This window comes from Arthrobacter sp. JSM 101049 (assembly GCF_041679245.1).
Lineage (GTDB): Bacteria > Actinomycetota > Actinomycetes > Actinomycetales > Micrococcaceae > Arthrobacter_H.
In genome coordinates this window covers 73,138-90,477 of record NZ_JBGFFC010000008.1, presented here as the reverse complement: position 1 = coordinate 90,477, position 17,340 = coordinate 73,138, and the positions used below count along the sequence as shown (strand labels likewise).

18 protein-coding genes are annotated in these 17,340 nt (G+C 68.6%); 2 read left to right on the top strand and 16 right to left on the bottom strand.

Features of this window, described 5'->3' with window-relative positions:
• Positions 1-113: 113 nt before the first annotated feature.
• From AB8M85_RS15965 to rplS, 6 genes are all read right to left on the bottom strand, one after another.
• Positions 114-1,328, bottom strand: coding sequence for a methyltransferase (locus AB8M85_RS15965; RefSeq protein WP_372699824.1), 1,215 nt, complete (start codon positions 1,326-1,328; stop codon positions 114-116).
• A gap of 1 nt (position 1,329) precedes the next feature.
• Complete coding sequence (locus tag AB8M85_RS15960; RefSeq protein ID WP_372699823.1) at positions 1,330-1,656, bottom strand: DUF2469 domain-containing protein; 327 nt, start codon at positions 1,654-1,656, stop codon at positions 1,330-1,332.
• Between the two features lie 269 nt (positions 1,657-1,925).
• Positions 1,926-2,708, bottom strand: a complete 783-nt coding sequence (locus AB8M85_RS15955; protein WP_372699822.1) for a ribonuclease HII — start codon at positions 2,706-2,708, stop codon at positions 1,926-1,928.
• A 2-nt stretch (positions 2,709-2,710) separates the two neighbouring features.
• Entirely contained in the window at positions 2,711-3,520 is an 810-nt protein-coding gene (gene lepB / locus AB8M85_RS15950) for a signal peptidase I (RefSeq protein ID WP_372699821.1), read from the bottom strand.
• Positions 3,517-4,107: a signal peptidase I gene (gene lepB / locus AB8M85_RS15945; RefSeq protein ID WP_372699820.1), complete on the bottom strand. Its 591-nt coding sequence runs from the start codon at positions 4,105-4,107 to the stop codon at positions 3,517-3,519. Before lepB (AB8M85_RS15945) ends, lepB (AB8M85_RS15950) begins: the two co-directional genes overlap by 4 nt.
• 121 nt (positions 4,108-4,228) lie before the next feature.
• Positions 4,229-4,585, bottom strand: a complete 357-nt coding sequence (gene rplS, locus AB8M85_RS15940; protein WP_372699819.1) for a 50S ribosomal protein L19 — start codon at positions 4,583-4,585, stop codon at positions 4,229-4,231.
• A 335-nt stretch (positions 4,586-4,920) separates the two neighbouring features.
• On the opposite strand from rplS, the gene AB8M85_RS15935 reads away from it, so the two are divergent.
• Complete coding sequence (locus tag AB8M85_RS15935) at positions 4,921-7,257, top strand: cell wall-binding repeat-containing protein (RefSeq protein WP_372699818.1); 2,337 nt, start codon at positions 4,921-4,923, stop codon at positions 7,255-7,257.
• 145 nt (positions 7,258-7,402) lie between these two features.
• Here AB8M85_RS15935 and trmD read toward each other — a convergent pair whose 3' ends face one another.
• The 8 genes from trmD to ffh form a co-directional block, all read right to left on the bottom strand.
• Complete coding sequence (trmD, locus tag AB8M85_RS15930) at positions 7,403-8,215, bottom strand: tRNA (guanosine(37)-N1)-methyltransferase TrmD (RefSeq protein ID WP_372699817.1); 813 nt, start codon at positions 8,213-8,215, stop codon at positions 7,403-7,405.
• A gap of 4 nt (positions 8,216-8,219) precedes the next feature.
• Positions 8,220-8,762 (bottom strand): ribosome maturation factor RimM, encoded by a 543-nt coding sequence (gene rimM / locus AB8M85_RS15925; protein WP_372699816.1) that lies wholly within the window; start codon positions 8,760-8,762, stop codon positions 8,220-8,222.
• 133 nt (positions 8,763-8,895) lie between these two features.
• Entirely contained in the window at positions 8,896-9,138 is a 243-nt protein-coding gene (locus AB8M85_RS15920) for an RNA-binding protein (RefSeq protein WP_372699815.1), read from the bottom strand.
• A gap of 2 nt (positions 9,139-9,140) precedes the next feature.
• On the bottom strand, positions 9,141-9,569 hold the full coding sequence (gene rpsP / locus AB8M85_RS15915) for a 30S ribosomal protein S16 (RefSeq protein WP_372699814.1): 429 nt from the start codon (positions 9,567-9,569) through the stop codon (positions 9,141-9,143).
• A 183-nt stretch (positions 9,570-9,752) separates the two neighbouring features.
• Positions 9,753-10,637, bottom strand: a complete 885-nt coding sequence (locus AB8M85_RS15910) for a VOC family protein (protein WP_372699840.1) — start codon at positions 10,635-10,637, stop codon at positions 9,753-9,755.
• A gap of 91 nt (positions 10,638-10,728) precedes the next feature.
• A complete protein-coding gene (locus tag AB8M85_RS15905; protein WP_372699813.1) occupies positions 10,729-11,574 on the bottom strand; it encodes a glycerophosphodiester phosphodiesterase in 846 nt (281 codons plus the stop codon).
• Between the two features lie 74 nt (positions 11,575-11,648).
• The gene (locus tag AB8M85_RS15900; protein ID WP_372699812.1) at positions 11,649-12,287 is read right to left on the bottom strand and encodes a hypothetical protein; all 639 of its coding nucleotides are present in this window, start codon (positions 12,285-12,287) and stop codon (positions 11,649-11,651) included.
• Between the two features lie 21 nt (positions 12,288-12,308).
• Positions 12,309-13,871 (bottom strand): signal recognition particle protein, encoded by a 1,563-nt coding sequence (gene ffh, locus AB8M85_RS15895; protein WP_372699811.1) that lies wholly within the window; start codon positions 13,869-13,871, stop codon positions 12,309-12,311.
• A 143-nt stretch (positions 13,872-14,014) separates the two neighbouring features.
• Between ffh and AB8M85_RS15890 the strand changes: the two genes are divergently transcribed.
• The gene (locus tag AB8M85_RS15890) at positions 14,015-15,499 is read left to right on the top strand and encodes a glucose-6-phosphate dehydrogenase (RefSeq protein WP_372699810.1); all 1,485 of its coding nucleotides are present in this window, start codon (positions 14,015-14,017) and stop codon (positions 15,497-15,499) included.
• On the opposite strand, the gene AB8M85_RS15885 is transcribed toward AB8M85_RS15890, so the two are convergent.
• Positions 15,496-15,834: a P-II family nitrogen regulator gene (locus AB8M85_RS15885; RefSeq protein WP_372699809.1), complete on the bottom strand. Its 339-nt coding sequence runs from the start codon at positions 15,832-15,834 to the stop codon at positions 15,496-15,498. The genes AB8M85_RS15890 and AB8M85_RS15885 overlap by 4 nt on opposite strands.
• A gap of 2 nt (positions 15,835-15,836) precedes the next feature.
• Positions 15,837-17,135 carry an ammonium transporter gene (locus AB8M85_RS15880; protein ID WP_372699808.1) on the bottom strand — a complete coding sequence of 433 codons (1,299 nt, stop codon included), beginning with the start codon at positions 17,133-17,135 and terminating at the stop codon, positions 15,837-15,839.
• Positions 17,136-17,340 lie beyond the last annotated feature (205 nt).

Below are 17,340 nucleotides of genomic sequence, written 5' to 3'. Positions count from 1 at the left end.
GTGGCGGGGTCCGGAGGGGGCAGGTGGATGGCTGTGGACAGCCGGGTGCCGGAGGCGCTTGTGGAGGAGCCGAGGAGCCCGGGAGACAGCTGCGGAAGAAGACCAGACTGCGCTCAGCCGGCGGCCAGCCGCCAGAGGGAGGTGGTTTCGGCCGAGCGCGCAGCATGAAATGGATCGCCGGCGTCGTGGGCGCGGCGGTGGCTCGGGCGGGTGTCCAGCCGGTCGATGACGCGCAGGCCTGCGGCGGCGATCCAGCCCAGCAGCTCGTCGCGGCTGCGCAGGCCCAGGTGTTCGGCCAGGTCGGAAATGACCAGCCAGCCTTCGCCGTCGTGCTCGAGGTGTTCTGGCAGTCCGGTGAGGAAGGCGCGGAGCATGCGGGATTTGGGGTCGTAGACGGCCTGGTCGAGCAGGGTGGTGGCGCTGCCGGGCAACCAGGGCGGGTTGCACACGATGAGTCCGGCGCGTCCGGCCGGGAACATTTCGGCGACCTCGAGGCCCACGCGGTCGGCCAGGCCGAGCCGGGCCAGGTTCTCGTGCGCGCAGGCGATGGCCCGGGCGGAGAGGTCGGTGGCGGTCACGTGCCCGAGGCCGCGGCGGGCGAGGATGGCGGCGATGACCCCGGTGCCGGTGCCGATGTCGAACGCGGTGTTGGTGGGCGGCAGGGGGGCCCGGGCGACGAGGTCCAGGTATTCCCCGCGTACGGGGGCGAAGGTGCCGTAGTGCGGGTGGATGGTGGCGTCGAGGGCGGGGACGAAGACGCCGCGTTCGCGCCATTGCTGGGCGCCGAGCACGCCGAGCAGGTCCTGCAGCGGGACCACTGAGGGTTCGTTCACCGGTCCGTGGGCGTTGGCCCAGGCGGTGGAGATGTCGGGGGCACGGCGCAGCGGCACCGTGGGAACTGCCGGGCCCGCGGGGCCGGGGCCGAGCGGGACCAGCAGCGTGGCCAGGAGGCGGGAGCGGTGGGCGCGGGCCTGGCGCAGCCGGTAGAACCGGGCCGCGGTGTCGGCCGGGTCCGTCGGGTCCGTGGGATCACCGCTTTCCGCGGCACGAGGAGCCCGTGGTGCGGGGATGCGGCGGCCGAGCGCGCCGAGCAGCTGGCGGGCGTTGTGGTAGTCGCCGGCCCAGAGCATCGCGGTTCCGCCGGTGGCCAGCCGGTACGCCTCCTGGGCGGTCAGCGAGTCGTCCACCACGATGCAGCGGGCCGGGAGCGTTCCGGAGCCGAGCCAGCAGGCGCTGCGGGCGGCATCGCCGTCGTGCCAAGCCAGGCGAGCGGCCGCGGGGGCGCTGTCGCCCGCGACGCTGGTCCCGGGCGCGCTGTCGGCCGTCATGTCAGGTGCCCAGTCCGGCGTCCTTGGGGAGCGTGAGCTCGTCGGACTTGGCCAGTTCCTCGACGTTGACGTCCTTGAAGGTGATGATGCGGACGTTCTTCACGAACCGGGCCGACCGGTAGACGTCCCACACCCAGGCGTCCTTGAGAGTGACGTCGAAGTAGACCTCGCCGTCGGCCGAGCGAACCTGCAGGTCGACGTCATTGGCCAGGTAGAAGCGCCGCTCGGTCTCCACGACATAGCTGAAGAGGTTCACCACGTCGCGGTACTCGCGGTAGAGCTGCAGCTCCATGTCGGTCTCGTAGTTCTCGAGGTCGTCGGCACTCATCGTTTTTGCCTTATCTCACTGGTCAGGGGGTCTGCCCCCAGCCTAATGGCTCTGCGGGGTCCGCTGGCGTCGTCTGGGGGACGGGGGCCATGTGCGAGTGGTGCGCGCGGTGCGGCGCCCGGCGCCTGCCCGGAACCGCAGATGCCCGACTTCCTGTCGCTTTCGGGCCGGCAAACCCGCTACAACCCGTGCAGCTACCCGGTCTTCCCACCGGTCGGCGCCGGCCGCATCAGCTGGCGCCGGCGGCGTACACCACCGGGTCGACCCCGTCAGCGGTCCCCAGCGGGCCCGGTCAGCCGCCAGCTGCGGCGGTGGTAGCTGCTCGCCCCGCTCTCGACGATGGCCTGGCGGTGGGCCGCGGTGCCGTAGCCCTTGTTCACCGCCCAGCCGTACCCGGGCTCCAGCTCGTCGTAGGTGGCCATGAGTGCATCGCGTTCGACCTTGGCCAGCACGGAGGCCGCGGCGACCGAGAGGCACGTCAGGTCCCCCTTGATCCGGGTGGTCACCCGCGCCCCGGAGGCATCGAAGGGGCAGGACGGGAGGGAGCCGGTGGCGAACAGGTCCTCCTGTTCGGGGGCGGAGAGCCAGTCGAGGTTCCCGTCCAGCAGCACCGCGTGCGGCCGGGCGGTGGCTGCCGCCGCTTCCCACGCCCGGTTGCCGGCCAAGCGCAGGGCGGTGACCAGGCCGTGCTCGTCGATCTCCGCGGCAGAGGCGTGCCCGACGCCCCAGGCGGCGGCCCACTCGCGGATCACAGGGACCAGCTCTTGGCGCACGGCGGCGGAGAGCAGCTTGGAGTCGCGCACGCCCTCGAGCAGCGCGGCGGCGGCCGGGTCGATGACCACCATGCCCACGCTGACCGGGCCGGCCAGGGCGCCGCGGCCGACCTCGTCGCAGCCGGCGACCAGCCAGGGGTCACCGGTGCCGGTGCCCAGCGCGGCGGCCAGGGCCAGCTCGGCCTCGAGCGTTGGCGCGGCGGCGGCCGGACTGGCGGCCCTCGGGCGCGCAGCGCCAGCGGTACGGGCCGGGCGCTTGGCGGTGCGGGTGGTGGCCACGGCTACTGCCCTGCCCCGTCTGTACCCTCTGGGCCGTCGGTCCCGTGGACTCCGTCGGCCCCGTCCGTTCCACCTGTACCGTCGGTACTGCCGTTGCCGGGCGGGACGTCGGCGAAGACCTCGTGGTGGCCGTCGATGGTGCCGAAGCGGTCCAGCGGCCAGGCGCGCAGCACGGCCTTGCCCTCGACGGAGTCGATGTCGATGAATCCGCCCTGTACGTCCCTGTGGAAGCGCGAGTCGGCGGAGGCGTTGCGGTGGTCGCCCATCACCCACAGCTTGCCCTCGGGCACGGTGACCGAGAACGGCTCGTCGGAGGGGGCGGCGCCCGGGTAGAGGTACGGTTCGGTGATCGGGACGCCGTTGACCAGCAGGTGCCCGTCGGCGTCGCAGCACTCCACGGTGTCCCCCGGCAGGCCGATCAGCCGCTTGACCAGGTGCTGGTCGGCCGTATCGGGCACCAGGCCGATGAACACCAGCGCCTCGGTGAGCGGATTGGTGGACGCAGGAGGGGCCGCGCCGAGCCAGCCGAGCTCATCGGAAAAGACCACCACGTCGCCGCGGTGCAGGTCGAAGGGGCCGGGGACCAGCAGGTTCACGAAGATCCGGTCGTTGATCTCCAGGGTCTGCTCCATGGAGCCCGACGGGATGTAGAAGGCGCGGAAGAAGAACGTCTTGATCACGAACGAGAGCACCAGCGCGATGCCGACGACGATGAGGAACTCGCGGATCCAGCCCCAGAGCGGGTTGCGGGGCGCACGGGCCGTGGTTCCGCCGTCGTGCCCTGGGGTGCCAACCGGCTCCTGCTCGCTCACTGCGCTGCCTTTCCCACGATGTCCCGGGCCGCGTCCGCGGGCCAGATGATGCGTTCGACCCGGCCGATGACGCGGTCCACGGGGATCATCCCGCCGCCGGGCGCCCCGAGCAGGGAGCGGGAGTCGGCCGAGACCGACCGGTGGTCGCCCATGACCCAGATCCTGCCCTCGGGTACGACGGCGGTGAACTGCTGTTCGCTGGGGGCATCCCCGTCGTACAGGTAGGGTTCGTCGACCGGTGTGCCGTTGACCAGCAACCGCCCGTCCGCCGCACAACAGCTTATGGTGTCCCCGCCCACGCCCACGGCACGCTTGACGAAGACCGTGTCGTCCCCGGCCAGGCGCAGGGCCCGCAGCAGGTCGTCGAGGACGCTGTCGGACTCGTAGGGCAGCAGGGAGCCGCGGCCATCGAAGACGACGACGTCACCGCGTTCGATCGGATGGCCGCGGTAGGCGGTGCGGTCCACCAGCAGGCCCTCGCCGGGGTTCAGTGTCGGTTCCATCGACCCGGAGCCGATGTAGTAGAAGTCCAGCAGGGTGGCCCGGACGATGATCGCCGCGATGGCAGCCAGCGCCAGGGCGACCACGACAAGGCGCCAGCCCCGAAAACGGGACCGGCGCCTTCCCGGGCCGCTCGGCGGGGCCTGCGGGCCTGGATAACTCGTCACGATCGTGGACGGGGCCGTGTGGCCCCGACGCCCATCGGCTCTACTTGGAGCCGAAGTCGCGCTTTTCCTTGATGCGTGCTGCCTTGCCGTGGCGGTCGCGCATGTAGTACAGCTTCGCGCGGCGGACGTCACCGCGGGAGACGACCTCGATCTTTTCGATGATCGGCGAGTGCACCGGGAAGGTACGCTCCACGCCGACACCGAAGGTCACCTTGCGCACGGTGAACGTCTCGGCAACGCCGTGGCCCTGGCGGCCCATGACGTAGCCCTGGAAGACCTGGACACGGGTGTTCTTGCCTTCGACGATGTTCACGTGCACCTTGAGGGTGTCACCGGTGCGGAACTCGGGGACGTCGCTGCGCAGCGATGCCGCGTTGACGGAATCGAGAATGTGCATTGGATGCTTCTCCTTGGGCGGATGCCACAGGTCACCTGCCTTCGACACGTTCGCGCGGCCGCGGCACGATGGCCGCGGAAACCGCTCGAACGGAGTGTGGTGAACCGGTCGGACGCTGGTGCGCCGGCCGGCTGCCTGACTGTTGGCGCGCTCCCCCTGTGGCAGGGGCGCACCCAGTAGACGCAATCACCCATTTTGCCACATGGACCAGTGACCGGCGTAATTGCGGAAAAGGTAGAATCTGGATTCGGCGCGAGTCAACCGATGCCCCGGGGCGGTAACCACCGCTAGACTCGCCCACAATCACACTCGCATCATTCCACGGAGGCCCACCCATGCCGGAACGCCGTTCGCTTAGACCTCGGATCACTGCCCTTGCCCTGGCCGCTTCCCTAGCCATCCCCTTGGCCGGTGCCGGGGCGGCCGGCGCAACACCGGTCGAGGACGACGCGTCGACGACCGCCAGCCCGGCAGCGCGCGGCACGGTTCCCGAAACCTCTCCAGAGGCAGCGGCCAAGGCCTTGCTGAACTCGGCGTTGGAACCCGCAACGCCAGAAACCTCCCGGCAGAAGAGCGCCAAGCCGAAGGCCGAACCGAAAGTCGATCCGCAAGCAGCCAGCAAGGCGGCCCAGGCGATCGAATCCGAACTGAAGTCCGACCAGGACGTCCACGCCGACGAGCGCGTGGAGCTGTCGGAAAAGGCCTTGGACGCGGTGGGCATTGAGGCCCTGGACGCGCAGCTCGGGCAGGGCCTGCGGAGGATCGAGGAGTCCGGCGACCCGCAAGCGCCCACCGTGGAGGAACTGGAGATGCTCGGCGAGGCTACGGCCGAGCTGGCCGAGACCTCCCCCGAAGCACCCGCTGCGTCCGATGAACCGGCGGCCGCGCCCGCCGGGGCCTTCGCCGCCGATACTGCCATTTACTCCGCCAGCACCCAGGGTGCCTTTTCGGCTACCCCGACTGCCCTCGCCGTCCCTGCGTCGTGGGAGGACCTTCGGACGTGGCGGCCACCGGGCGTGCTCGGCGTCGACGTTTCCCACCACCAGGGGGACGTGAACTGGTCCTACACGCGGAGCCAAGGTGTTCGGTTCGCCTACATGAAGGCCACCCAGTCGTGGCCGTCCGGTGTGTACAAGGACCCGAGGTTCTCCCAGAACTACTCGGACTCCTACAACCGGGGGATGATCCGCGGCGCCTACCACTTCGCCATGCCCGCCCACTCGTCCGGGGCCACGCAGGCCAAGGAGTTCATGGCCAATGGCGGCGGCTGGTCGGCCGACGGCAAGACCCTGCCACCGCTGCTGGACATCGAGTGGAACCCCTATTCGTCCTCCACCTACCCGGCAGGGAAGGGCGATGACTGCTACGGGATGACGCCGCGCCAGATGGTCAGCTGGATCAAGGATTTCGGCGCCACCATCAAGGCCTCCACCGGCCGCTTGCCCATGATCTACACGGCGCGGGCCTGGTGGGACGAATGCACGGGTGATTCGACCGCCTTCAAGTCCTGGCCCCTGCACGTGGCGATGTACCCCAAGTCCGACGTCCCCGAGAACCCCCGGGAACTACCCGAGGGTTGGACCACTTTCAACATGTGGCAATACACCTCCAACGCCAACCTGATCGGATCCGGCCAGAACACCGACGCGAATGTCTGGAACGGCGACCTGACCTCGCTACGCGATTTCGCCCGGAACCGGCGCTCCACCCCATACCGGCTCACTACCGACTACCTCGGCAATGGGGACGTCTGGCCCACGCGGATGGCACCAGTGCGGATCTACGGCTCCACACGCTTCGATACACCGGTGAAAATCTCGCGCCGAACGTTCCCCTCGGGCGCATCGACCGTGGTCATCGCCTCCGGGGAAAACTTCCCGGACGCATTGGCCGGTTCGCCGTTGGCCACCCTGAAGAACGCACCGTTGCTGCTGACCCGGAAGAACTCGCTACCGTCCTCGGTGGCTAGCGAACTGAAGCGGCTGGACCCGGATCGCATCATCGTCTTGGGAGGGCCCATAGCCGTAAGCAACGCGACCGTCTCCGCTCTGAGGGCCTACGGCCCGGTCCAACGAGTCGCCGGCAATAACCTCTACGACACCAGCTCGAAGATCGCCGGCAATTGGAACTCCGCGTCGACGGTCTTCGTGGCAACCGGTGAGCGTTTCGAGGACGCCATGTCATTGGCCGCCGTGGCGGCCGATCGGAAAGCCCCGATGTTGCTGACGCGCAAGTCCGCCGTGCCCTCGACCACACTGAACCAGCTGAAGCGGCTGAAACCGTCCCGCGTCTACCTCGCCGGCGGCACGCTGACCATCTCGGATGCCGCCGTAGCCCAGATACGCCGGGCGCTGCCCAATGCCCGCGTCGTCCGCTACGGTGGTCGAACCCTCTATGACACCAGCGCCCTGATTGCCAAGGCCTTCTGGTCGCGTGGCTCGCAGCGGCAGTTCATCGCAACGGGATCAGACTTTCCCGATGGCCTCACCGGTGCGGTGATGGCCGGATACAACGGGGCGCCGCTCCTGCTCACCCGGAAAACGTGCATGCCGTCCTCGGTCTCCAAGGCGCTGGTATCCATGGAGGGCTGGACCAACGTGCTCCTCGGCGGACCGCTCGTCCTCGATTCGGACGTCGCCTACAAAGACGGCGGCGAACCGAACGTCTGCTGATCCCCGCAGCGCCTCCGCACAGGACTGCTCCCCCAGTATCTGGAACCACGGTGAACCCATCGATTCCAGATACTGGGGGAGCTTTTCTGTTGTGCGCCGCCCGTCGTCGGCCTGCCCAGAGCGCAATCAGCGTGGCCGCTCGGAGCTACTCTCCCGGCTTGTCCACGATGCGGCCATCCTCGATCATGAAGCCTGCATGCCACAGGGTGTCGCGGTCGTGGCGGTTCAACGTTGATGGATCCAGCACACGGATCAGATCCGGACGGCGGGCGGCGGTGCGTTCGAGCTGCCAGGCCCGGCGGGTGCGGGCGATCTTGCCGTGGTTGCCGTTCAGCAGCACCTCGGGGACTTCACGGCCCTCCCAGACGGCGGGTTTGGTGTACACGGGATACTCGAGCAGGCCCTCGGAGTGCGACTCCTCGATCAGGGACTCCGGGTTGCCCACGACACCGGGGACCAGCCGGCCGATGGCCTCGATCATGGCCAGCACGGCGACCTCTCCCCCGTTCAGGACGTAGTCGCCCAAGCTCACGGGACGGACCTCGTAGTGTTCGGCGGCGTATTCATAGACGCGCTCGTCGATGCCCTCGTAGCGGCCGCAAGCGAAGACCAGGTGATCGCGCGTCGACAGCTCCTGGGCCATGGCCTGGGTGAAGACCTCGCCCGCTGGTGAGGGCACCAGCAGCAGTGGGCGCGAGTCGCCATCATCCGCTGCCGGGATTTCCGGGGCCACGCCGGCGATGGCGGATAGGGCCTCGGCCCACGGCTCGGGTTTCATGACCATGCCGGCGCCGCCACCATAGGGGGTGTCGTCCACCGTCCGGTGCCGGTCGTAGGTGTGCTCGCGCAGGTCGTGGATGCGCACGTCCAGCAGACCGTCGCGCCGGGCCTTGCCGATAAGCGAGATGTCCAGCGCCTGGAGGTACTCGGGAAAGATGGAGACGACGTCAATGCGCATGCGTTTAGGCCTTGCCGTCTCCGCCGTTGCCCGCGTCGTCGCGGTTGAGCGTGAAGAGCCCCTCCGGAGGCGTGAGGCGGACATGGCCGGCCTCGGTATCGACTTCCGGGACGATGGCCTCCACGAACGGGACGAGGACCTCTTCCCCCTTGGTGTCCTCGATGATCAGCAGGTCCTGGGCCGCGTTGGTCCGCAGGCCAGTGACCTTGCCGACGACCGCGTCGCCGATCCGGACGGTGAGCCCGACCAGTTCGTGTTCGTACCAGGTATCCTCATCGTCCTCGTCGAGGTCCTCGGTCTCGATGAACAGCCGCGCACCGCGCACGGTTTCCGCGGCGTTGCGGTCGGCGACCTCTTCGAACGCGACCAATAGGATCTCCTTGTTCCATCGTGCGCCCTCGACGGTCAGGGCCTTCACCGGGCCGGCCTCGACGTCGAACACAGTGCCGGGTTCGAAGCGGGCGCCGGGGGCGTCGGTCATGAGCTGGACGGTGACCTCCCCGCGGATGCCGTGGGGCTTGCCGACGCGTGCGACCTGGAGGCGCATGGATACTCCTTGGGACAGGGGGACGTTCTCTAACGATCCTACGATGGGCTTAAAGCGTCCGGCCCCGCACCGGTGACGGTGCGGGGCCGGGGCTGCCGTGCCGGTCGGCGCGGCGGGGACTCTGCGACCTGGCCTAGCGGCGGCGGTCGGTGTCGACGACGTCGACGCGGACCGGTTCGCCGTCCGAGAGGGCGGCGACCACGGTGCGCAGTGCGCGGGCGGTGCGGCCCTGCCGGCCGATGACGCGTCCGAGGTCGTCGGGGTGGACCCGAACCTCGAGCGTGTCGCCTCGGCGATTGGCCTTCAGGGCGACGGCAACGTCCTCCGGGGAGTCGACGATGCCGCGGACCAGGTGGTCGAGAGCCTCAGCGAGCATGGTTACTCGGCCTCGGTGGCTTCTGCCTTCTCGGCGTCGGCTTCCTCGGCGGGGGCCCCTTCGGCCTTGTCGGCCTTCTTGGTGATGGCCTCGGGCAGGATGACCGAACCGCGGTCGGGGGCCACGTAGGCCTCCTTGTCGGCCTTGGTCTTCAAGGTGCCTTCCTGGCCCTCGATGCCCTTGTACTTCTGCCAGTCGCCCGTGATCTTGAGCAGGGCTGCGACCTGCTCGGTCGGCTGGGCACCAACGGACAGCCAGTACTGCGCACGCTCGGACTTGACCTCGATGAACGAGGGCTCCTCGGTGGGGTGGTACTTGCCGATCTCCTCGATGGCACGGCCGTCGCGCTTGGCGCGGGAGTCCATGATGACGATGCGATAGTACGGGGCGCGCGTCTTGCCGAAGCGCTTGAGTCGAATCTTAACGGCCACTGTAGTGGTCACTCCTGTATCTGATACTGGGCGAATCCGCGGTTCTGCACCCGTGGGGCGGGCCATAATGCGCGGCTTCTGAGGACACGATGCACACGCGGAGAGAGGGGCCACGTCGATCGAGTACCGTCTCATTATGCCAGATGGGATCGACGGGCGCGACCTGCGCCGCGCGTGCCGGAGCTAGCCGATCGCGATGCGCAGCCGGTTGCGCCAGGGATCCTCGAAGCGCAGCTCGGATCCATCATGGTGGTTCTCGATGCCGGCGAACCGCAGTCGGTCGGCCACGGCAGCGACGTCGTCCGCACCGGGAACGCGAATGAGCACCTCGCCCAGCCCCAGGGTGTCCTTGCGCGGTCCGGCGCCGCGGCTGTTCCAGACGTTCATGGCCATGTGGTGGTGGTACCCGCCGGCGGAAACGAACAACGCCTGGCCGTGCCATCCGGCGGTCTCGGCGAACCCGAGGGTGTCGACGTAGAAGTCGCGGGCGACGGTCGTGTCGCCGACCTGCAGGTGGACGTGGCCGATCTCGGCGGCTGCCGCAGCGAGGCCGCCGGCGGCCTGCTCGGTCAGGTGGCTGCGGAGATAGTCGTTGGGGCTCAAGGCCAACGAGTCCATCTGCACGGTCGAACCGGTCCAGCTCCACTGCTCCCGCGGGCGGTCCCAGTACAGTTCGATGCCGTTGCCCTCGGGATCGGTGAAGTAGAACGCCTCGGAGACCAGATGGTCGGCGCTGCCCGCAAAGCGGCTCTCCGGGTGCTGCGCCGCTGAGGCGACGACCGCCGCCAGGGACGAACGGTCCCTGAAGAGCAGGGCGGCATGGAACAGGCCGGCCTCGCCGCGCCCGGGCAGGATCAGTCCGTGGCGGTCCTCAAGCCGGAGCAGCGGCTCGTTGATCCGCCCTAGCACGACGCCGGCAGCATCATCGGCAAGGACCGTCAGGCCCAGCGCAGTGCGGTAGTACTCGGTCATCTTGGCGAGGTCGCCGACCTTCAGGGTCAGCGTGCCCATCCCGAGGCCGTCGGGCAGCAAGTCGGCGGTGCGGGGTTCCGGTGCGGCGGAGGTCATGGGGTGCTCCTTCAGGAGGATTGGCAGGTCTTCTTCTGCTTCCATGATCTCATCATTTACTTTAAACTTCAATAAAGGTAGGCAGGCAAGGCTACCGCTTGGCGGCCGTCTGAAGCTGCGGTTTGGCTCGTTCGTCCGGGAGCTGGATGAGGATTGACCGTGATGGGTCGTTGACGATGAACCCGTCGACGCCAAGGGAGAGCAGCTGAGGGTCCTTGAAAACAACGTCGTCTCCCCAGGCCCAGACGACTGTGTCCTGCTCGTGGGCGCGTTCGCATAGTTCATTGGTGATCGCATCCGAAGCGACGCCGAGCGCATACACACCGGGGATGATTTTCGGAGTGCCCTTTCCGGTCAACTGAACGACCTTGAATCCGGCCGCTGTCATGCTCTCTGCCTTACTCCGCTCGAAATCCTGCAGGATCACCTGTGAGCGGAATGGCCGGAGTACGTCCATGAAGGTCCTGAGATCCGTGGCCCCCTTGCGTTCGATCATCAAGACACGTTCCGTGCCTCCGAACCGTTGCAGCACTTCGTCTAGGAATACCGGCGGCTGAGCCGGACCTCCTTGCGGATCGGCGATACGCAGTGCCCGCCACTGCTGCGAGTCCAGATCCGACACCCGGGCCTTGGAGTTTGTGGCCACGCGGCCCACGGACGAGTCGTGGAAGACCACTAGCCGGCCGTCCCGCAATGTCCTCACGTCCATCTCGAGCACGGCATGCGGATAATTCCTCACAATGGATTCAAAGGCCACCATGGTTGATTCGGGGTACAAGGCGAGCCCACCCCGGTGCGCTGCCATGGCGGGGTATTCGATCGACGCCACCGCATTTCCAGGCGCCGCTGCTCCGGCCCCCTTGCCGGCGCATCCCGCGGCGGATGCAACCACCAAGCCTCCAGCCGAGACGATCAGCGATCTGCGCGACAAAGACATGTGCAGTCCCTTCATTGGCTGCTACTGGCCCTGAGAACGACGAATGCGAAGGCCGCTCCCGTCGTGCCGAATGTTTATTGGGCCGGCGCCGAATCGCGATTCTTGAGCCCCGGGACGGGAGCCGTCTGGGGAAGGTCAGGCATAAGGTTCCGCGGCGGCTGCCGGTTGCCGGGCACATGACGCGGGGTCACGTCGCGGCCGGTCTCGAGTTCAGTCACACCCCCGAGTTCCAGGGCCCGCACGGCGGCAGCCGCGCGTTCGGCATCACCCGGTGGCAGCAGGACCGGCAGCTGTTCCAACGGGCAGAACCTGACCTGGAGCAGACCCCCATCGGCGGTGAACCGCTCGACGTCGGTCACCCAGGTGCCGCCGTCGTACACCAGGAATTCGGTGCCGGTATCGCCGTCACCGGCAGCCTGGGTACCAGCGACGGGACGGAAGTCGTGGACCAGGACGCGGCCCATCGTCGGCTCGAGCGCCAACCGGGAGAGCACCGAGGCAGCGGCGCCCCGTGGCCCCATGCCGGATCGCACGGCAGCAGCGGGCAGCACCCAGTCGGGCTCCGAGTCGTCCCCGTAGCTGGCCTCGTTGATCCCGGCCGAGTCCTTGACGGTCAGCACCGCGCCGTCGGAACGCCGGACCAGGATCGAGGCGTAGGCACGGTGCTTCCACCGGGCACTGAGGAACCCATCCAGTCCCTGCACAACAGACATCAGCCGCTCCCGCCGCCGCGCCTATTTGCCCAGGAACTTCTCGAAGCCCTTGGGCAGGTTCAGGTTCGACGGGTCGAAGTCCTGGTTCGCCTGCTGGCCGAAGGCGGCGCCGCTCCGCGCGGAGGGGGTGGCCGACGTGCGGTTCTTGGCCTCCAGTTCGGCCTGGGCGGCCTTGGCCGGGTTGCCGTACTTCTGCTTCTTCTTGCCGCCGCCCTTGCCCTTCTTGGCACCGCCACGGCCGCCGGGCATGCCGGGCATCCCCCCGCCGGCTGCCATCCGCTTCATCATCTTCTGCGCCTCGCCGAAGCGTTCGAGCATCTGGTTCACCTCGGAGACCGAGGTGCCCGAGCCCTTGGCGATGCGGGCGCGGCGGGATCCGTTGATGATCTTGGGGGCGACGCGTTCGTGCATGGTCATCGAGCGCACGATGGCCTCGATGCGGTCGATCTGCCGCTCGTCGAACTGCTCGAGTTGCTGCTTGGAGATCGCTGCCCCGGGCATCATGGAGAGCATCTTCTTCATGGAGCCCATTTTCTTGATCTGCTGCATCTGGGACAGGAAGTCCTCGAGCGTGAAGTCCTCGCGGTCGGCGAACTTCTTCGCCATGCGCTCGGCTTCGCCCTTGTCCCAGTTCTGCTCGGCCTGCTCGATGAGCGTCATGATGTCGCCCATGTCCAGGATGCGGCTGGCCATGCGGTCCGGGTGGAAGACCTCGAAGTCGCCCAGGTTCTCGCCAGTCGAGGCGAACATGATCGGCTTGCCCGTCACCGAGGCGACCGACAGGGCGGCACCGCCGCGGGCATCGCCGTCGAGCTTGGACAGCACGACGCCGGTGACGCCGACGCCGTCGTTGAACGCCTGGGCGGTGTTCACCGCATCCTGGCCGATCATCGCGTCGATGACGAACAGGACCTCGTGCGGGTTGACGGCGGCGCGGATGTCCGCGGCCTGCTGCATCATCTCCGCGTCGACGCCGAGGCGGCCGGCGGTGTCGATGATGACGATGTCGTGCTGCTTCTGCCGGCCTTCGGAGACGCCGTTGCGCGCGACGACCACGGGATCGCCGGTGGCTTCCTCGAACTCGGAGGAGACACCGGGGTGCGGGGCGTAGACGGGCACCCCGGCACGTTCACCGTTGACCTGCAGCTGCTTGACGGCGTTCGGGCGCTGGAGGTCGCACGCCACCAGGAGCGGGGTGTGGCCCTGGGCCTTGAGGTACTTCGCGAGCTTGCCGGCCAGGGTGGTCTTGCCCGCGCCCTGCAGGCCCGCGAGCATGATGACCGTCGGCGGGACCTTGGCCAGGTTCAGCCGGCGGGTCTCCCCGCCGAGGATCCCCACGAGTTCCTCGTTGACGATCTTGACGATCTGCTGCCCCGGGTTCAGTGCGGCACTGACCTCGGCGCCCAGCGCACGCTCCTTGACCTGGGCGGCGAAGGCACGCACCACGGGCACGGCGACATCGGCGTCCAGCAGGGCCCGTCGGATCTCGCGGACGGTGCCATCGACGTCGGCCTCCGTGAGCCTGCCCTTGCCGCGCAGGTTCTTGAACGTCGCTGTCAGCCGGTCGGAGAGTGAATTGAACACGGGAGCTGGACTACTTTCGTGTGGATGGCTACGGGGAAACCCCGCGGGACTCGACTTCCAAGGTTACCAAGCCCCGGCCAGCCCGGCGGCACCGAATCACTCCGGGCAGACAGGGCGCCGCCGGGGATGGCAAGCTAGGGACCGTGAGTGAAGCGAAGAAAGCCCATGTCAAGACACTGCTCATCCTGGGTGCCTCCGGCGACCTGACCGGCCGGCTCCTCTTGCCCGGCCTGGCGCAGCTGATCGCCACCGGCCGCGAGGCTGACTTGGTGCTCGTCGGTGCCGGCTCGACGGACTTCAGCGCGCAGGACTGGAAGGACCGCGTCTCCAGCGTGTTCGCCGAGGCCAAGAAGAAGGCCACCGGAGACGGTGCCTCCTACCTGGACCGCATCGCCGAGGCGACCCGCTATGAAGGGTTGGACGTCACCGCGCCCGGCGAACTGGGCAAGTTGCTCGCCACGCTGGACGGTCCAGTCGCACTCTACTTCGCCTTGCCGCCCACGGTCAGCCAGAAGGCCTGCGAGGTCCTCACGCCCGAGGAGGTCCCCGAAGGCACCACCCTGGTGATGGAGAAGCCCTTCGGCTCGAGCGCCGAGTCGGCCCACGCACTGACCAGGACGCTGACCCGCCTGGTCCCGGAGGAATCGATCCAGCGGGTGGACCACTTCCGGGGCAAGGCCACGGTGTTCAACATCCTGGGCCTGCGCTTCGCGAACCGCTTCCTGGAACCGCTGTTCAGCGCCGACCACGTGGCCAAGATGGAGATCTTCTACGACGAGGACCTGGCCCTGGAATCGCGGGCCGGCTACTACGACCATGCCGGCGCGCTGCGGGACATGATCCAGTCCCACCTGCTCCAGATCCTGGCGCTGCTGACCCTGAATGCCCCCGCCACCCTCGGCGAGCGGGACCTGCGCGACCACATCGGTTCGGTCCTGCGGGCCACGAAGGTCCCCGCCGACTACGCGAAGAGCACCCGCCGGGCCCGGTACACGGCCGGCACCAGCCGCGGCCACGAGGTGCCGGACTACGTCGACGAGGACGGCGTGGACGCGGCCAACAATACGGAGACGCTGGCGGAAATCGAACTGCGGATCAACAACGCCCGGTGGGCCGGGGTGCCGTTCCTGCTGCGCTCCGGCAAGGCCCTGGGGTGTCCCCGCAAGGAAGCGGTCATCACCTTCAAACCCGTCTCCCACCTGCCCGAGGGCTTCACCGGAAACGACTCCCCCACCCGGCTGCGGATCGGGTTCGGTCCCGACACGCTCGAGCTGGAACTGGACGTCAACGGACCCGGCGACATGTACCAGCTGGACCGGATCGGCCTGGCCGCGCAGCTCAACAGCCCGGACCTGCTCCCCTATGGCGAAGTCCTCGCCGGGGTGCTGGCCGGGGACCCCACCCTGTCCGTGCGCGATGACACCGCCGAGCAGTGCTGGCGGATCGTCGAACCGGTCCTTGCCGCCTGGGAGAACAACGAGGTTCCGCTGGAGGAGTATCCCGCCGGGTCCAACGGGCCGGAGAACTGGCTGACCACGCAGGAGGTCCGGCTCGAACGGGCCCCGAAGGCCGGGGAGTACCCGGGGACCGCGTTGGACGAGCAGGCCCCCCCGACCGCCGAAGGCTAGACGGCGGCGTCCCCGCGTTCACCGGTCCGCACGCGGACCGCTTCCCGCACCTCGGTGACCCAGACCTTGCCGTCGCCGGCCCGCCCGGTGTTGGCCGAGGCCACCAGCACGTCCACGACGTCGTCGGCCCGGTCGTCGCCCACCAGGATCTCCACCCGGACCTTGGGCAGCAGGTCGATCGTGTATTCGGCGCCGCGATACACCTCCGTGTGGCCGCGTTGCCGCCCATACCCGCTGGCCTGGCTGACGGTGAGGCCCTGGACGCCGTAGCTTTCCAGTGCGTCGCGGATGATGCCCATCTTCTCCGGGCGGATGATCGCGGTGATCAGTTGCATGGCTAGGCCCTTTCCGTGGTGTTCTGCAGGTGGCTGGAGGTGGCGGGGTGCGGGACGAAGGACCCGGTGGTGCCGAGGCCGCCGAACTCGTAGCCCGTCTCGGCGTGCTCCGCGAGGTCGATGCCGGTCTCCTCGGCCTCGGCGGTGATCCGTAGGCCCACGGTCTTGTGGAGGGCCAGCCCGATGACCGCCGTCATGGCGCCGGTGTAGGCCATGCACACGACGACGGCAACCAGCTGGCTGCCCAGCTGCGCGGGCCCGCCGCCGTAGAACAGGCCCCCTGCGGTGTCCTCGCCGGGCAGGGCCAGGAAACCGAGCGCCAGCGTTCCCACCAGGCCGGCGACCAGGTGCACGCCCACGACGTCCAGGGAGTCGTCGTAGCCCCAGCGGTACTTCAGCCCCACGGCCAGGGCCGCCGCCACCCCGGCCACGAAGCCCAGGGCGATGGCCCCCACCGGGGACACGTTGGCACAGGCTGGGGTGATCGCCACCAGGCCGGCCACGACGCCGGAGGCCGCCCCGAGGGATGTCGGGTGCCCGTCGCGGATCCTCTCGATGGCGATCCAGGCGAGCATCGCGGCGGCCGGGGCCGCCAGCGTGTTCACCCAGATCAGGCCCGCTTCCTCGGCCGTCCCGGCGGCGCCGCCGTTGAAGCCGAACCAGCCGAACCAGAGAAGGGCTGCGCCGATCATGACCAGCGGGATGTTGTGCGGGCGCTGGCTCGGGTCCTTCCCGAAGCCCCGGCGCTTGCCCAGGATCAGCGCAAGCACCAGCCCCGCGACGCCGGCGTTGATGTGCACCACCGTGCCCCCGGCGAAGTCGATGGCCTCGCCGGCCCACGAGCCGATGGCCCCGTCCGGACCGAGCAGGCCCCCGCCCCAGACCCAATAGGCGATGGGCACGTAGACGACCGTCGTCCAGATCGGGGCGAACGCCAGCCAGGCACCGAACTTGGCCCGGTCGGCGACCGCCCCGGAAATCAGGGCGACCGTGATGATGGCGAACGTTGCGCCGTATCCCACGCCGATCAGGGCGTCCGACCCGACCAGGGACGTCAGCCCGAAGGCGGTGAAGGGGTCGGCCACCAGACCGCCCAGCCCCGTTCCGCCGCCACTCATCGAGTAGCCCCACAGCACCCAGACGACGCCGACGGCGCCCGCCGACGCGAAGCTCATCATCATCATGTTCAGGACGGCCTTGGCGCGCGTCATGCCTCCGTAGAAGAAGGCCAGTCCAGGGGTCATCAGCAACACCAGTGCCGCACAGGCCATCATCCAGACGTTACCGGCAGATAATTCCATCGCAGGTCCTCCCGAGGCGATCCCGGCGGGTCCATCCCGCCTGTGCCTCAAGAATTCCGTGTCCGTGTTTCACGACGGGGTGCGCTGCGGTTTCGCCGCCGTTACAAATCCCGCTGCCAGGTAAGGGGCTGGTTCCCGCCCGGTTACGGACATGTTTCGGGCCCCGCACCCAGGAGGGATACGGGGCCCGAAAAAGCGGTCCGGG

What these genes read in the sequence shown, in the direction of transcription:
- AB8M85_RS15960 (WP_372699823.1), bottom strand. Translation starts at nt 1,656, where the DNA reads ATGAGTGCCGACGACCTCGAGAACTACGAGACCGACATGGAGCTGCAG.
- AB8M85_RS15880 (WP_372699808.1), bottom strand. Translation starts at nt 17,135, where the DNA reads ATGGAATTATCTGCCGGTAACGTCTGGATGATGGCCTGTGCGGCACTG.
- AB8M85_RS15965 (WP_372699824.1), bottom strand. Translation starts at nt 1,328, where the DNA reads ATGACGGCCGACAGCGCGCCCGGGACCAGCGTCGCGGGCGACAGCGCC.
- rplS (WP_372699819.1), bottom strand. Translation starts at nt 4,585, where the DNA reads ATGCACATTCTCGATTCCGTCAACGCGGCATCGCTGCGCAGCGACGTC.
- AB8M85_RS15935 (WP_372699818.1), top strand. Translation starts at nt 4,921, where the DNA reads ATGCCGGAACGCCGTTCGCTTAGACCTCGGATCACTGCCCTTGCCCTG.
- AB8M85_RS15910 (WP_372699840.1), bottom strand. Translation starts at nt 10,637, where the DNA reads ATGACCTCCGCCGCACCGGAACCCCGCACCGCCGACTTGCTGCCCGAC.
- AB8M85_RS15905 (WP_372699813.1), bottom strand. Translation starts at nt 11,574, where the DNA reads ATGTCTTTGTCGCGCAGATCGCTGATCGTCTCGGCTGGAGGCTTGGTG.
- rimM (WP_372699816.1), bottom strand. Translation starts at nt 8,762, where the DNA reads ATGCGCCTCCAGGTCGCACGCGTCGGCAAGCCCCACGGCATCCGCGGG.
- AB8M85_RS15900 (WP_372699812.1), bottom strand. Translation starts at nt 12,287, where the DNA reads ATGTCTGTTGTGCAGGGACTGGATGGGTTCCTCAGTGCCCGGTGGAAG.
- AB8M85_RS15920 (WP_372699815.1), bottom strand. Translation starts at nt 9,138, where the DNA reads ATGCTCGCTGAGGCTCTCGACCACCTGGTCCGCGGCATCGTCGACTCC.
- AB8M85_RS15885 (WP_372699809.1), bottom strand. Translation starts at nt 15,834, where the DNA reads ATGCAACTGATCACCGCGATCATCCGCCCGGAGAAGATGGGCATCATC.
- trmD (WP_372699817.1), bottom strand. Translation starts at nt 8,215, where the DNA reads ATGCGCATTGACGTCGTCTCCATCTTTCCCGAGTACCTCCAGGCGCTG.